The sequence below is a fragment of the Paenochrobactrum sp. BZR 201-1 genome (assembly GCF_044987585.2).
Classification (GTDB): Bacteria; Pseudomonadota; Alphaproteobacteria; order Rhizobiales; family Rhizobiaceae; genus Paenochrobactrum; species Paenochrobactrum pullorum.
The window spans coordinates 15,818-31,114 of sequence record NZ_JBJDRZ020000014.1; the positions used below are offsets into that span (position 1 = coordinate 15,818).

Here is a 15,297-nt window from a genome sequence, read left to right on the forward strand (position 1 = left end):
TAAAAGGGGAATTCTGATGTTAGAAAAACTGATCCGATACACGGTTTTTGCGGGGCTTTTGGCCTCTACCGCCATGCTGACACCAGCAAATGCTTTTGAGCGCACCGAAGATGGCAACATCATCGTCTTTGCCGGTCGTCAGGCTATTCCGGTGCTTGATCCGCATGTGCGCTATGACTGGTCAACACGTATGGTGCAGCAAGGTTTCTATGATGCATTGCTGAAATATGAAGGCGATCCGGCAGAAATCAAGCCGTGGCTGGCCAAAAGCTGGGATGTGAGCGAAGACGGCAAAACATGGACATTCCATCTTGCAGACAATGCAAAATTCCACAATGGCGATCCGGTTGATGCGGAAGCCGTGCGTTATTCATTCGAGCGCGGGTTAAAGCTCAACAAAGGCATCGCATGGATGCTGAAAGATTTCCTCAAGCCGGAGGGCATCACTGTTGTTGACGCGCATACGGTCAAATTTGAACTCGATGCACCTTATGCGCCGTTCATCTCCTTCCTGCCTTGGTGGTATATTGTCAATCCAAATCAGGTGAAAGCCAATGAAGTGGATGGCGATTACGGCCAGAAATGGCTGACTGATAATGAAGCAGGCTCCGGCCCCTTCACGATGGATCGCTGGGAGCCGAATGTTCTTTATTCCATGAAGGCGAATGCGGATTATTGGCGTGGCTGGCCGCAAGGTGAAAATCGCCCTGCCGGTGTGATCTACAAAATCATCCGTGAACCTGCCGCACAAAAAGCCGCCTTGCAGCGTGGTGAAGTGGATATTGCCGAAGGTCTGACCTCCGACGATTATGTGCAGGTGGCACGTATTCCGAATATCACTATTCAGAATCACAAAGGCATGACCACTTTTGGCATCAAACTCAACACGCAGAAAGGCCCGACTGCCGACATCAACTTACGTAAAGCCATTGCCTATGCTATGGATTATGATGCGCTGGTGCAGATTTATAATGGTGATGCATCGCTTGAAACCAGCCCGTTGCCGGATGCTATGAAAGGCCATATTGCAGTGGAAGGCATGCCGCGACGTGATATGGTAAAGGCCAAAGAATATCTGGCCAAATCTGCCTATCCGGATGGTGGTATCACCCTGCCCTATGTGCATGTGGCCGGCCTTGAAGAAGCCCGCCGTATTGGCCTTGTATTGATGGAGAACCTTAAAGAGCTCAACATCAATGTCGAAATCCAGCCAGAGCAATGGCCGAACATGGTGGCCAATGGGGCAAAGGTAGAAACAGCGCCCGCAATGACCTCTGTTTACACAACACCAATTTCAACCGACCCGGATGCTGTTGCCTATCAGTATCATCCAAACAGCTGGGGTCAGTATTACGCGATGTCATTCTATGACAATCCGGAAGTGGCCAAGAAAATTGATCAGGCCCGCGCCAGCACCAGCTGGGATGAACGCGCCAAGCTTTATGCAGACATACAAACCCAGATCGTTGCCGATCAGCCGGAAGTATTCGGCATGCTGCAAAATCGACGCTGGGCACATCAGGACTATTTGCAGGATTTCAAGTTTAGCCCTGTGCATTTCACCGGTGAAGTTGACCTTTATCCTTTATGGATCAAAGAACAATAACACTGGTCAAAGCTGATGCATCAAGATTGTGACCGTCCCCATCGGTTATAGTTGCATCGGATTATTTCATGGTGAAGCAAACTGAAGGCTTCACCATGAAAATAATAAAAACAATGTGTTAAGTAAAAGGTCGTGTGTAAAATTTCTGCATACGCTCAACGGTACCGACAGTTTGCTGTTTGTTGCCGGTCAACCGGGAAATGCCATGTTATCATTTACCTTACGAAAAATAATGACGCTGATATTCACGATGATAGGGGTAGCGGCGCTCACTTTTGTCATTACGAATATTGCCCCCGGTGATCCTGCACGTCTGGTTGCCGGCCCTAATGCCACGGAAGATATGGTTGAAACCATCCGAGTGGAATACGGGCTCGACAAACCGGTGACCGAACAATTTGTCGTCTATATGGGCGGTTTGATTAAGGGCGATCTTGGTCAGTCCATCGTCACTACCCGTCCGGTTATGGATGAATTGCTGCGCTATGCGCCCGCGACACTGGAACTGGTGCTTGTCGCCATGATGTTTGGTGTGCTGATCGGTGTGCCATTTGGTATTCTATCAGCCGTCTATAAGGACGGACCGCTTGATCATACCACCCGTATTTTTTCCATTTCCGGTGTGGCGCTGCCTGCCTTTTGGTTTGGTATTTTATTGCAGCTTTTCTTTGCGGTCGATCTTGGCTGGTTGCCGGTTTCCGGTCAATTACCGCTTGTTACCCGCCCGCCTGAAACAGTCACTGGTATGCTGCTGGTCGATAGTTTGATCGCCGGACAATTTTCAACATTTGTTGTGGCACTCAAACATATTTTGCTGCCTGCCTTTGTTCTCTCCTTTCCGTGTCTTGCCTCGATCCTGCGCGTCAACCGCGCGGAAATGGTGGAAGTGCTGCAATCCGATTATATTGTTGCCGCCCGTGCGCATGGCATTTCGTCAAAACGTATCATTGCCATTTACGCGCTTAAAAACGCGCTGCTGCCAACGCTTGCCATGATTGGTTTACGCTTTGGCTGGATGCTGGGTTCAACTGTTCTGGTTGAAACCGTTTTCGACTGGCCGGGCATTGGTCTTTATGCGGTTTCTTCCGCTCTCGCATCCGATTTCAAGCCGGTTGTCGGTGTCACCCTGATTATCGCTTTCTTCTTCGTAGTAGCGAACACTTTAGTTGATCTGGCATATGCATGGATTGATCCACGTTTGAGGAAAGCATGATGAATACGCCTTCTGTAAACACCTCACCTCAGGCGCAAAACAAATTGAGTTTTCGCGAGAAACACGCAAGCCAGATCCGCCAATGGCGTCTCTATGCGCATATGTTCCGCTCCAGCTTTTCCTCCATGCTTGGCTTGGCTTTAGTACTGCTATTTTTGTTTTTAGCAGCATTTGGCCAATGGCTGGTGCCTTATCCGGAAGATGCAGCCGGTGCAGTGCATATGAGCCAACGCCTGCTGCCGCCAAGTGCTGAACACTGGTTCGGCACAGATGAAATGGGGGCAGATATTTTCTCCCGCGTCATCATCGGCGCGCGAACGAGTCTCTGGATCGGTATTGTCATCACCGGTCTTGGCGCGCTGATCGGCATTCCGCTCGGCATTATCGCCGGCTATAAAGGTGGCTGGGTGCGCGCTGTCATCATGCGTGTGACAGAGCTTTTCCTTGCTGTTCCGGGTCTCGCACTCGCATTGGCCATTGTGGCCGCCCTTGGCGCAAGCCTTACCAATTGCCTCATCGCTTTGGCGATTGTCTGGTGGCCTGGTTATGTGCGTTTGGTGGAAGCAAAAACGCTTTCCGTGAAAGAAGAATTGTTTGTGGAATCCGCTCGTTCCATCGGTGCGAAAACACCGTGGATTTTATGGCACCATATTCTGCCCAATTGCCTTTCACCGATCATTGTCAAAATGAGCATGGATATGGGCATGGCAATTTTGTCTGCGGCCGGTTTGGGTTTTATCGGCCTTGGCGCACGCCCGCCTTCACCGGAATGGGGCGCGATGATTTCAATTGCCCGCAGCTATATGCCGGATTGGTGGTGGTATTCCTTCTTCCCTGGCGCCGCTATTTTCCTGACCGTACTAGGCTTTAATCTGCTGGGCGATGGCCTGCGTGATATTCTCGACCCGCGGAGCCGCGAAAGATGAGTGAATTATTATTGAAAATTCAGGATTTCAGCCTGAATATCGGAACATTTGACGGCTCGTTGCCAATCCTCAAAAACATCAATCTGGATGTTTATCGCGGCGATACGCTTGGTATTGTCGGCGAAAGCGGCTCGGGCAAAACCGTGCTGATGCGGACAGTTTTAGGTATCGGGCCGAAACGCTCTGAAGTCAAAAATGGTTCAATGCGTTTCGATAATATCGACCTCATCGGTCTGGATAATAGAGGCTGGCGCAAAATTCGCGGCACTCGTATTTCCATGATCTTCCAAGATCCAATGACCTATCTCAATCCGCTTTTCACCGTTGGTCAACAAATCGGCGATGTGATGCGAGCGCATGAAAAAGCGGCAGGCGGCACACAGTCCAGCAAGCAGCAACGCAAAGACACAACGCTTGAATTGCTCGCGCAAGTCGGCATTCCGGAACCGGAACGCGTCTTTAACAGCTATCCGCATCAATTGTCCGGCGGCATGCGTCAACGGATTCTGATTGCGATGGCACTATGCGGCAAGCCGGATCTGCTCATTGCCGATGAGCCGACCACAGCGCTCGATGTGACCGTTCAGGCTCAAGTGCTTGATCTGGTTAATGAACTGGTTAAAAAGCTCAATCTTACTGTCATCATGATCAGCCATGATATGGGGGCTATCGCCACCGTCGCCAAGCGCTGTGCGGTGATGTATAAGGGTGAAATTGTTGAGCAGGGTTTGACGAATGACATCCTGACCAATCCGCAAGATGATTATACCAAGCGCTTGCTGGCAGCGATGCCGGATATCAATAATCCGATTACGACAACTGTAACCACTGCGGAAACGGATGCAAAACCGCTTTTGCAGGTAAGCAATCTTAAGAAGATCTATAAGCTGAAAGATGGCGGTGAATTTGCTGCTGTTGGTGGTGTGAGCATTCACGCCAATAAAGGCGAAATCGTCGGCATTGTCGGTGAATCCGGTTCTGGCAAATCGACCCTTGCCCGTCTCATCCTGCGCCTTGTTGAACCCACATCGGGCGATGTGTTTTTTGACGACAAAAACATCTGTCAATTAGGCCAAGAAGATATGCGTCTGATGCGTCGTCATATGCAGCTTGTGTTCCAGAATCCGCATTCAGCACTCAATGGCCGTCACAATATTGCCGATGCGATTGGTGAGCCATTGCGCCTGCAATCGAAATTGAAGCGGCATGAGATTGAAACTCAAGTCGACAGGCTTTTGGATATTGTGCAATTGCCACGCAATTTCAAATATCGCTATCCGCATGAATTATCGGGCGGACAGAAGCAGCGAATTTGTATTGCCCGTGCTGTTGCCCTTAATCCGAAACTCTTGATCCTCGATGAGCCGACATCGGCACTTGACGTTTCAGTACAGGCACAGGTGCTGGAGTTTTTACAGGAACTGCGCCGCGAGCTTGACCTGACTTATCTCTTTATTTCGCATGATCTGGCGGTGATTAAAGAGATCTGCAACCGCGTCATCGTCATGCGCCGCGGCAAAATCGTCGAACAGGGAACAGTTGAAAATATTTTCAGCAATCCGCAGCAGCAATATACCCGTGATCTGATTGAAAGCGGACGCAAAACATCCCGTGCAGCATTGGGAATGTGAAATTTAAGGGCACTTTCAAAGTACCCTTAAAACTATCAACCAATCAGTGCGCGACAAATACCCGCCGAAATAATGCCGATTATCACTGTCGGCAGCATCGAAAAACGGGTTGCTGCAAAAATAGTGATAGCCAATGCCAGTAAATCCGCCGGATTATTAGAAACAAAATCCGGCGCAATAACTGAAATCAGCACACAACCCGGTGCGGCTTCCATCACCGCCATTGCGCGTTTGCTTAAAACACGATTGCGAAGCAACACATAGCCACCAATACGGGTGAGATAAGTAACACCTGCCATCAGAAAAATGGTAACGGCAACAATCGGATCAATCATTCTTTTTCTGCCAAAAAATAAGCGGCCAACAAGCCGGAGACGGCACCTGCTGCGACATACCAAGCGCCGGGTAATGTCAAATAAACACCTGCCGCCACGACAAGGCTCACAAGCCAAGGCCGTGCTGCGGCAAAACCTTTCCACATACCGGCAAGAAGCACCAGAAACACCGCCGGAAATGCCATATCAAGGCCATAAACACGTAGGTCACCCATCATTGGGCCAAAACCTGCCCCAAGCAAAGTAAACAGCACCCACATAATATAAAGCGGCAGTGCCACACCTAAATAAAACGGCATACTGAAAGGCGTCATAAAACCTTGTGACTTGCGCTTTCGTGCGTCGTCAAGACCCAGTGCCCAGCTTTCATCACACATCAAAAACAACGCAGCCAGTGCTTTTCGCTTCGGCAAGTGCTTGATAAATGGAGCCAAAGCTGCGCCCATCAACAAGTGACGGCTATTGACCAAAAAAGTAATGGCGACAATCAGCAAAATATGTGGTGGCGATGTCCAGAGCTGAATAGCCGCAAACTCCGAACCGCCGGCAAAGTTAAGCCCTGTCATCAAGGGCACTTCTGCAACGGTCAGACCTTTTTGAGCAGCTTGCGCACCCAGCACCAAAGCATAAGGCACAACGCCCAGCAACACCGGTATGCCGGTTGTCATACCGCGCCAGAATTCCGATCGCCAAACTGCTTTACTGTCCGGCGCTACAAAGCTATGCGAAATATCCATAATATTCTGACTGAATGAGTGATCTTTAATAGCAAGATAATCCATTATCAAAGCAATTTCATAGCTATTATGGACTTGTAAAAGATATTTATAGCAGTAAATATCAATTATCATTTTAAAATTGGAACTTTACGCCAATGCGACTAGATGAGACCGACAAGAAGATTCTGCGTGTATTGCAAAGAGACGGACGCATCGCCAATAATGATTTAGCGCGCGAGGTTGGCTTGTCACCTTCGCCTTGTTTACGCCGCGTCAAATTATTGGAAGAGGCCGGTGTGATTGACCGCTATGTAGCCGTGCTCAATCCGGCTAAGGTCAATAAAGGATTGACCTTTTTTACCCGCATCAAACTCGATAAACAAGATGAGAAAAGCCTGAAGCACTTCGCAGACGAGATTAAAAAATTGCCACAAGTGCTTGAATGCTATTTCATGCTTGGCGATTATGACGTCATTATTCGGGTCGTTGCCGCTGATCTTGAAGATTACCGACGTTTCCAGTCAGAATCTTTAAGCCAGATTGAAGGCGTGCAAAATCTAAAAACCGACGTCTTGAGCCAAACGGTTAAACAAAGCTTCGTTGTGCCTGTATAATAAATAATAACGGATAGACATGACCGCACCGGCTGGGCTATTTCAAATGCTTGATTTCCCATGTTATAGCTACAGCCATCAGTCGTAACTGGCAGCCTTTGGTCTGCATTGCATTTTAATAAATTTCAGGTGAATTTACGTGAATATTCTCAATGACCTGACTGTGCATCAGTTTGTCACCCGTCTTCTCATGATGCTCGTCGTCACTGCCTTTTATGGCGCTTGGATATCCGTACTTGCCAAATGGCTAGATGATAAACGTCCACAAAACGAAGGTCATTTATCACTTAATCCGGCCGTCAATATTTCCTATGGCGGTTTGGCCATGGCGGTTTTATTCAGCCATGGCTGGATCCGACCGATCCGTCTGTCAACAGCCAAAAAAGCTTCTCAAATGCTGCGCATTTTGCTCATTATCCTGATCGGAAGTGCGGTAGCGATTATTACTATTCCGCTGCTTGATATTCTGCGTCCTTACATTCACCAAGCATTGTCACGGACCAGCGGTTATTATGTGCTTTACAGTGTGCAGGTAATTCAAGAGCAAATGCTGGGGCTGGTATTATTAAGCCTCATTCCGCTTCCAGGCTTTTTAGCCGGCAATCTATGGCGCATAATCCTGCCAAAAAGTGAAACAAAACTCATTAAATTTGAGCCGTTTTGTTTAAGCTTTATGATCATTATTCTCATCCTTGGCTGGTTTCCGGATACCAGTAATTTACTCAAAACGCTGCGGCTTATATAAGAAAAAACAGCCCCGATAAGGGCTGTTTTTTATTGTCATAAAAGAAAGTTTAGTGGTTAGTGGCTGTCTCCAGCCACGCCTTCATAGCCATATTTTTCCATGATTTTTGCAATCGTACCATCGGCAGCCAAAGCATCGATCGCCTGATCAATTTCTGTTCTTAAGAAACTGTCACGCGCATCCACCAGAGCGCCAACCTTGGTGTGAGTGATTGGTAATGGTTTTAAATCAACCGGATGCAATTCTTTGGCTTCCGGATTGTTTTTTTTCAATTGCGCATAGGTAGGCTGCCAAAGCAAAATACCGGCCAAACGTTCATCATTCAAACGCTTTACCATCAAATCCATGTCGGCATAAGGCAAGCGCACCCAGCGTTTTGCTTCCGGTTGTTGTTGCGCCCATGTGATATAGACCATCTCGCCCATGCTCTGCATGGCAGTGCCTAGCATCCGATCAAAAGGAATGTCCGAAAGACTCTTCCACTCTTTATTATTAACTGCCATCACATAAGGCAGTGAAACATAGGGACGGGTCATTGCTGCCCAATCAGGAAAAGCGGATTCTTCCTGCACTGACAATCCCATCATCACATCGCAATCATTGGTCATTGCAATTTGTAATTCTTGCAAAAATCCGTCACCGCTAAGCGGAAAACCGCCAAAGCCTTCTTTAAAATCAGCTTTCAAAAACAATGCATCAGCAATCGCCTGTGCAACATCGCGATCAAAATCGCGTAGCCGACTATTGGCATCATTGCAAAAAACAAGACTGTCGCCTTTCTGGCGGCGGCTGTTATTCAGCAGCTCTTCAGGAATGCCAGAGGTTTGAGCTAAAACCGGTATCGTCATCGTAGTTACGAGCATAAGACTACAAATGCTGCTGCGTAATGATTTGATCAACTGGCGCATAATTTTTATCCTGATTTGACGTCAAAACAAGAAAAGGGCCGAAGCCCTTTTCTCTTTTTTAAGATCGTTTTCGATTACTTGGCTGCTGGCAGCTTGTAAACGAAGATCGAGTTACCGGCACCGGATGGCAGCGGAGTTTCTGGGAATGCTGAAGAAATCGAGCTTGCAGCATTCGAGTAACCGGTTGGAACAACCAGATACTGCTCACCATCGATTTCATAAGTGACTGGTGAACCACCGATTGGTGCGTTCAGGCGCTGTTCCCAAACAACATCACCGGTTACCTGATCCCATGCCTTGACGAAGCGAGCTGCGTCACCACCAAATACCAGACCACCGCCGGTTGCCAGAACCGAAGAAGTCATTGATGGACGGCTGCGGAACTGCCACTTGGATTCACCCTGTGTAGGGTTGATATCCAGAGCCTGCATCAAACCAGCTTCCTTGATACCTTCCGGCAGAACACGTGGGCCGAATTTAACCGAACCAACAGCGTTACCAGCTGTAAACTCGGATTGGGTCGGAGTTACCGTGTTACATGCTTCGGTCAATGGAACGAAGAATGACTTGGTCAGCGGGCTGTAAGCACCTGCCTGCCACAATTTACCACCGGAAACGGAAGAGCAAATCATTGCACCTTCGCCAACAGCACTTGGGATCAGGCTTTCGTCCAGATGAACTGTACCGTCTTTGTCGATTGACTTGACGACGTTCTGAACGATGGTTTCTTTCGACCAGAGGTATTTACCGGTGTCGCGATCAAGAGCGAAAGCAATACCGTTCTTGCCTGGTACGGAAACCAGCATATGATGCATTTTGCCGTCGATTTCCTGATCAACCAGAACGCGTTCAAACGGGCTGTCCAAATCCCAGTTGTCGCGTGGCAGATGCTGGAAGTACCACTTCAGCTCACCAGTATCAACATCAAGAGCAACGGTGGAGTTGGTGTAAAGCACAGAGCCATCACCAGAACCACGGATCAACTCGGCATATGGGCCAGGCATACCAACGCCCCAGAATGTCATATTGGTACGTGGGTCATAAGAACCGGTTGCCCAAGGTGTACCACCCCAGCGGTTTTCTGGTGGAACAACGCCCCAGCTCTTCTGCTGTTCTGGGTTGTTCGGATCATCAATGGTGTTGAAACGCCACAGTTCTTCACCGGTGTTCAGGTCGTGAGCCATGATGTAGCAACCACCTGCAGTACCGGCAATCGAGCAACCGGAAATCGCGCTGATGATCTTGTCTTTAACGATCAAAGGTCCGACGGTGTAGGAATAACCCTTCATCACGTCCAGAACTTCTTTTTCCCATACAACTTTACCATCTGCTGCGTTCAGCACAACGATTTTTGCATCAGGAGTGGTCAAAACGACCTTGTCACCGGTCAGTGCAATCGAGTTTTTCTGACGGCGAGCCTGGTTAGCCTGATAGCTCCATGCCTGCGGCAGTTCTGTTGCAACATGGCGGTACTGCCAGATCAGATCACCGGTTTTAGCATCCAATGCTTCAACAACAGCATTGCTGGTCTGCAAAAACATGATGCCGTCATGAATGAGCGGAACAGTTTCCTGAATACCGGCTTCAGCCATTGGCCATGCCCAAGCAAGCTGCAGGTCTTTGACAGTGTCTTTATTGATTTTATCAAGCGGGCTGTAACCGTGATTGTCATAGGTACCGCGCCACTGCAGCCATTCAGCAGCTGGCGGGTTGAGCAACATTTCATCGGTAACCGGCTTATAAGGACGTGCGTCCTGTGCAATTGCTGCGCCAGTGATTGCCATCAAAATGGTACCGGCAGCAAGAAGCGAGGTTCTCAGATTGATTTTCAAAGGAATTCTCCTATCAGGATAAATTACGGTAGAGGAAGCTTACGACCAAAATATCAATTAGCGGGTCGGAAGCTCCTTGCCCCATGTAAATGCTTGCGGCACTGATGAACCGGCAGGTTCTTTTTTAGCAACCGGCTCAGGACCACCTGGAAGCTGTGTGCCCCAAGTAAATGCCTGCGGAACATTTGTATCAGCAGCCGGACCGGCATCTGCAACAGAACCACCGCCGATGGAACCAGCAGCAGTTTCAGCAACAAGGCTGATCGCTTCAAGCTTCTCTTCATCATTTACCATTGGCTCGTCGCCTGGTTCTGCGCCATTATAGGACATGATGTAAGCAATGATGTTCAGGTAAGCTTCATCGCCAAGCTTGCCCGGTGCCACCGGTGGCATCGCAACAGAGATGAAGTCAAAAAGGCCGCCAGCGGTATCCCAGTTAGCCATAATGTCCTGTCCAGCCAGACCAGGAGCATCAGGGCCTTCCAGTTTAAAACCATGGCACTGCGCACAGTTTGCGTCATAAGCCTTTTTGCCAGCGATTGCTTGCTCTTCCGTAAAACCGGCTGCGGCAGCCGGTGCTATGGCGGCAAGGCCAAAACCAACAGCTAATGCTGCGGTCATGCCGACTATTTTTTGTCTTATCAAAATACCCTCCCGCACCTAGGTGCATTCAGTGATATATCTCTTGAACAACAGGTGTTATCCGCCACTCAACTTTAATATCCGGCATTCAGGCAAATTGCCTTCACACCTGATAGATCTCTTCCATTTGAGAAAACTTTCAAACATCAGGGCATTCGCGCCCGCTGTCTGACAGCTTTCTTAAATCTCGATAAAGTCAAAAATTTCCCTTAAAGAAATTCCTGCTTTTACCGAGCATGCTTATTTTATAACGATCACAATATTTTGACAAATATTGCTCACATCCAATCACAGCATTTCGCGGCTTTTACAGAGCCTGAAACTATAAGTTCAGCGCCCGCGCCTCCGTTCGATTATTGAAGTCCCCCGACTTATTTTTATCAAACTAAAGTACTATACAATACACCTAATTGTCGCAAATAATACTGTTACCCATATAAAATTCACGTAATTTTGTTGTCTGCCCGTTCTTATCCAAATCTTTTATGGCTTTTTCGACCGCCCTTTTCAAAGTCACATCGCCTTTCCACAGACCGAGCGCCATTGAATAAGTTTGACCAGCCATCGTCCTTCCTTGCTCCACATCACCGTTCTCATCTTTTGTCGAGAAAACCCATGATGCCTTTACGTCTTTTGCTTCAGAGCCTTTAGCTTTCAACAATGAACAAGCGGTAAAGTTTTCTGCCACAAGTCCTTTTACATCTCCATTAGCAATAGCTGTAAAAACTTGTTGCGCAACCTGTTTTTCACCTACCCTCATTGATATTGACCGAGCGTTCAAGCCTTGATTACGCAACCATCCAGACAATTCAAGTCGATTCAGCCCTGTATTCCCAGGAATAACAAAAATTTGATCACCTTTTTGTGGGATCACGCCATCCAGAGACAGAAGCATCCAGCCGAGCTGAATATCTGTTGGAATCGTCTGCATGAAATTACGCGTCCTGAGCGTATCTGCCACACCACCTGCAAGAATGTCGCATTGGCCACGAGAAATCATCCAGTTACGCGGATTGAAATCACGCCCGATGGATTCCATTTTATTAATCGCTAACCGAACACCGAGTTTATCGGCAATGGCTTGCACCAATTCAATATCATAGCCCGGATGCTCCGGATTGCCGGTCACAAAGGGCGGATAGCTGGCAGGTACGCACAACTTCAATGTACCACGCGCTTTGATTTGCGATAGTGAGGTGTCAGCCGGTAAAAAGCTGACCGCCAGTAGCAATACGAAAATGGTGCCTAGGTTGATGACTGTGCTACGCCAGTGTTTCCAGCGGCTTGGTTTCTTTGTCATATTTATGCCCGCCGGAAATCGAGAAGGGCAAGGGTAAAGAACACAATTGCCATGCCTGCAATAATTGCAGGCCCAAGCCACGGGGTAAACTGGTTGAAATCAATCAACACACCGCGCAGCGCATCAACCACATAAGTAATCGGATTGGCCCGCACCACCATCACCAACCACTCCGGATACATGCTGACCGCCTGCGTACGGCTCAAGGAAGGATCAAGCGGAAAAATCGATGACGACGTGAAATAAAGCGGCAAAATGATTGTATTGGAAAAGACACCAAAGCCTTCAAAGCTGCGCACACGTGCAGCCAGCAACACACCGAAACATGTCAGGCTAAAAGATGTAAAGAACATCAAAACGATAGCGAGAAACACCTGATCATAAGAAAGGTTCACGTCGGCAAAGCGCGCCAAAATTAACACCAGAATACCATGCCCTGTGGCGACAGTACTGCCGCCCAGCACTTTACCAAGCAAGATCAGCCAGCGCGGCATAGGAGACACCAACACCTCGCGCAAGAAACCAAATTCACGATCCCAGATAACGGAAACCGCAAACTGGATAGAAGTATACATAATGTTCAGCACGATCACGGCCGGAAACAGGAATTGCAGATAGGTGTAAGGCACCACATAGCGCACCTCACCATAAATTTCACCGCGAAAATAAGGGTTTAGGCCAATACCCAATACCAGAAGCCATATGATCGGGCGTGAAACACCACCCACCATCTGGCCGCGATCGCGTGTTGCACGCATCACTTCACGCAGCCAAATGCCGTAAACGCCGCGCATTAAAGGCAGTATTTGTTTCATCTTAAACCCGTTCCATGCCTGACAAAATGCTGCTCATCAGTAACAGCACCGTCTGATATTTTAAAACTCTACCATGATGCAATGCCTTCATTGCCACGGCCATAAAAATCTGATTGTGGATCAGCGAGTACCATTTCGCGTAGTGCCGCCCATAAATGCTGACGCAATTGGATGAAATCCGGTGCATCACGCGGATCATTCATAAAGCGCGGACGGGCAAAAGGAACTTCGATCACTTCATGAATACGCCCTGGGCGTGGCGCCATCAGCACAATTCTGTCACCCATAATCAGCGCTTCATCAACGCTATGCGTGACAAAAAGCAAGGTCGCCTTCGCCGGATTGGATGCATCAAAGCCAGTTGCCACCTGCTTTTCAGTCAACCGCAACGTTTCTGCCTGCATCAGCTCGCGTGATTGCGCATCAAGGCTCGCAAATGGCTCATCCATCAGCAACAAATCAGGCTCGACGACAAGCGCGCGCGCCAATGCCACACGCTGGCACATACCGCCCGATAATTGTGCCGGATAATAATCGGCAAACCGCGTTAAGCCGACTTGAGCAAGCGCTTTATCAACCGGTGCGATACGTTCACCCGCCTTTAAATGCGGCAAAGCAAAAGCAATGTTTTTGCGCACAGTCTTCCACGGCAGCAACCGGAAAGACTGAAACATCATCGCACTGCCGACACCTGCTTGCGGTGCCGCACCATTGACCAATATTGAGCCTTGGTCGGGCTTAATCAAACCTGCGATAAGCCGCAAAAGTGTTGTTTTTCCACAGCCAGAAGGCCCCAGAAAAACAATTGTCTCGCCCCGCCGCACGCTCAGATTGATATCTTGCAATACCGGCATGGCATTGCCCGCACGCGTCTTCTTGTCAGAAAACGCATGGGACAAAGCTTCAATGACGATATGTGGCGGGGGTAACAACATGCTTTTTATCTATCCTGAACAGCTTAACGGGAAACCGTATCAAGACCTTCATAAGCGCCGATTTTTTTCAGCACAGTATCAGCAGGCGAAAAATCAACCCATTCGCGCAAGTCCACCTGACGCAAATCTTCAAATTCTTTAGTCTGATAAAGCCAGTTTTGGGTAAATTCCAGTTCATCTTTCTGAATGCCGCCATTGACTGTCCAGCTTTTGGCAAAAACCTTGGCAAGCTCGTCAAAGCTCTCAGGCTTCACATCAGGGCGGGCTTCTTTCATCACAGTTGCCCAGCTTTCAGGATTTTTAGCGAAATCTCGCGCTGCAAGGGTCAAAGCTTCAATCACTTTTTCGACGTCATCCTTGCGCTTTTCCAAAGTCTCAACCGTCACTGCATTAACCTTGCTGGTGACAGGTGCGGCTGCAAAATAGTCATCTACATTGACAAGAACCGGCAAAGTTTCATGTCCCGGCAAAGCCAAAAGCGCGCCAATCGACATGGTCGTTGCATCAATCTGACCGGCTTTTAGTGCCTGAGCACGGATATTTGGCTGACCGAGCGCAACCCAGCTTAGTTTTTCGGTATCAATGCCTTTTCCGCTCAAAACTTTGGTGCTGAGTGAATGATCAAGACTGCCGATGCGGCCAATACCAAAGCTTTTGCCATTGATATCCTCAATGGATTTTACACCTTCTTTACCAGCAATCAAATAAGGAAGCGCTTTATTCGGCGATGTTACAGCACGCAAATTCGTCGTGCCGCGGGCGGCCAATTGCACCAATGCTTCCGTTGCAATATTGGCCATCTCACCTTCATTGGATTGCAGTGCTGCCAATGCCATCGGTGTCTGCTGCACGCGGATTAGTTCTACATCCACACCAGCGCGTTCGAAATAACCACCTTTAAGCGCCAGATCGACGACTGAATTGGGTACCAGCGGCGTTTCCATATCGGTGATAATCATACGAAATGGCTCGGCCAATGCCTGCATATGCGAGCCTGCCATAGCAATCGCTGCCAAAGCCGTCATACCAACAAATTTACCAAAGCGCATGAAAATGCTCCATTTATCTGATTGAAT

At 48.5% G+C, this 15,297-nt stretch carries 15 protein-coding genes; 6 read left to right on the plus strand and 9 right to left on the minus strand.

What is annotated here, in order from left to right:
• The first annotated feature begins 16 nt into the window (after positions 1–16).
• The 4 genes from ACI0FR_RS09895 (at position 17) to ACI0FR_RS09910 (ending at position 5,376) form a co-directional block, all read left to right on the plus strand.
• Positions 17–1,606, plus strand: coding sequence for an ABC transporter substrate-binding protein (locus tag ACI0FR_RS09895; RefSeq protein WP_404908328.1), 1,590 nt, complete (start codon positions 17–19; stop codon positions 1,604–1,606).
• A gap of 205 nt (positions 1,607–1,811) precedes the next feature.
• Positions 1,812–2,819, plus strand: coding sequence for an ABC transporter permease (locus ACI0FR_RS09900; RefSeq protein WP_404908330.1), 1,008 nt, complete (start codon positions 1,812–1,814; stop codon positions 2,817–2,819).
• Positions 2,819–3,745, plus strand: coding sequence for an ABC transporter permease (locus ACI0FR_RS09905; protein ID WP_404908332.1), 927 nt, complete (start codon positions 2,819–2,821; stop codon positions 3,743–3,745). The genes ACI0FR_RS09900 and ACI0FR_RS09905 overlap by 1 nt, the downstream gene beginning before the upstream one ends.
• Positions 3,742–5,376, plus strand: a complete 1,635-nt coding sequence (locus tag ACI0FR_RS09910) for a dipeptide ABC transporter ATP-binding protein (protein WP_404908335.1) — start codon at positions 3,742–3,744, stop codon at positions 5,374–5,376. Before ACI0FR_RS09905 ends, ACI0FR_RS09910 begins: the two co-directional genes overlap by 4 nt.
• Before the next feature lie 35 nt (positions 5,377–5,411).
• Here the strand turns inward: ACI0FR_RS09910 and ACI0FR_RS09915 are convergent, their stop codons facing one another.
• Positions 5,412–5,711, minus strand: a complete 300-nt coding sequence (locus ACI0FR_RS09915) for an AzlD family protein (RefSeq protein WP_374832001.1) — start codon at positions 5,709–5,711, stop codon at positions 5,412–5,414.
• Positions 5,708–6,448: an AzlC family ABC transporter permease gene (locus ACI0FR_RS09920; protein ID WP_374832161.1), complete on the minus strand. Its 741-nt coding sequence runs from the start codon at positions 6,446–6,448 to the stop codon at positions 5,708–5,710. The genes ACI0FR_RS09915 and ACI0FR_RS09920 overlap by 4 nt, the downstream gene beginning before the upstream one ends.
• 137 nt (positions 6,449–6,585) lie before the next feature.
• Between ACI0FR_RS09920 and ACI0FR_RS09925 the strand changes: the two genes are divergently transcribed.
• Positions 6,586–7,044: an Lrp/AsnC family transcriptional regulator gene (locus tag ACI0FR_RS09925; protein WP_374832003.1), complete on the plus strand. Its 459-nt coding sequence runs from the start codon at positions 6,586–6,588 to the stop codon at positions 7,042–7,044.
• Positions 7,045–7,183: 139 nt separating this feature from the next.
• Positions 7,184–7,789, plus strand: coding sequence for a hypothetical protein (locus tag ACI0FR_RS09930; protein ID WP_404908338.1), 606 nt, complete (start codon positions 7,184–7,186; stop codon positions 7,787–7,789).
• A gap of 56 nt (positions 7,790–7,845) precedes the next feature.
• On the opposite strand, the gene ACI0FR_RS09935 is transcribed toward ACI0FR_RS09930, so the two are convergent.
• The 7 genes from ACI0FR_RS09935 to ACI0FR_RS09965 form a co-directional block, all read right to left on the minus strand.
• Positions 7,846–8,697: a substrate-binding periplasmic protein gene (locus ACI0FR_RS09935; protein WP_374832007.1), complete on the minus strand. Its 852-nt coding sequence runs from the start codon at positions 8,695–8,697 to the stop codon at positions 7,846–7,848.
• Positions 8,698–8,771: 74 nt separating this feature from the next.
• Positions 8,772–10,529 (minus strand): pyrroloquinoline quinone-dependent dehydrogenase, encoded by a 1,758-nt coding sequence (locus ACI0FR_RS09940; protein ID WP_374832009.1) that lies wholly within the window; start codon positions 10,527–10,529, stop codon positions 8,772–8,774.
• A gap of 57 nt (positions 10,530–10,586) precedes the next feature.
• Positions 10,587–11,174 carry a c-type cytochrome gene (locus ACI0FR_RS09945; protein ID WP_374832011.1) on the minus strand — a complete coding sequence of 196 codons (588 nt, stop codon included), beginning with the start codon at positions 11,172–11,174 and terminating at the stop codon, positions 10,587–10,589.
• A 403-nt stretch (positions 11,175–11,577) separates the two neighbouring features.
• A complete protein-coding gene (locus ACI0FR_RS09950) occupies positions 11,578–12,471 on the minus strand; it encodes a substrate-binding periplasmic protein (protein ID WP_404908340.1) in 894 nt (297 codons plus the stop codon).
• A 2-nt stretch (positions 12,472–12,473) separates the two neighbouring features.
• Positions 12,474–13,286: an ABC transporter permease gene (locus ACI0FR_RS09955; protein WP_374832015.1), complete on the minus strand. Its 813-nt coding sequence runs from the start codon at positions 13,284–13,286 to the stop codon at positions 12,474–12,476.
• A gap of 68 nt (positions 13,287–13,354) precedes the next feature.
• On the minus strand, positions 13,355–14,221 hold the full coding sequence (locus tag ACI0FR_RS09960) for an ABC transporter ATP-binding protein (protein WP_404908342.1): 867 nt from the start codon (positions 14,219–14,221) through the stop codon (positions 13,355–13,357).
• A 23-nt stretch (positions 14,222–14,244) separates the two neighbouring features.
• Positions 14,245–15,270, minus strand: a complete 1,026-nt coding sequence (locus tag ACI0FR_RS09965; protein WP_404908344.1) for an ABC transporter substrate-binding protein — start codon at positions 15,268–15,270, stop codon at positions 14,245–14,247.
• Positions 15,271–15,297: the final 27 nt, after the last annotated feature.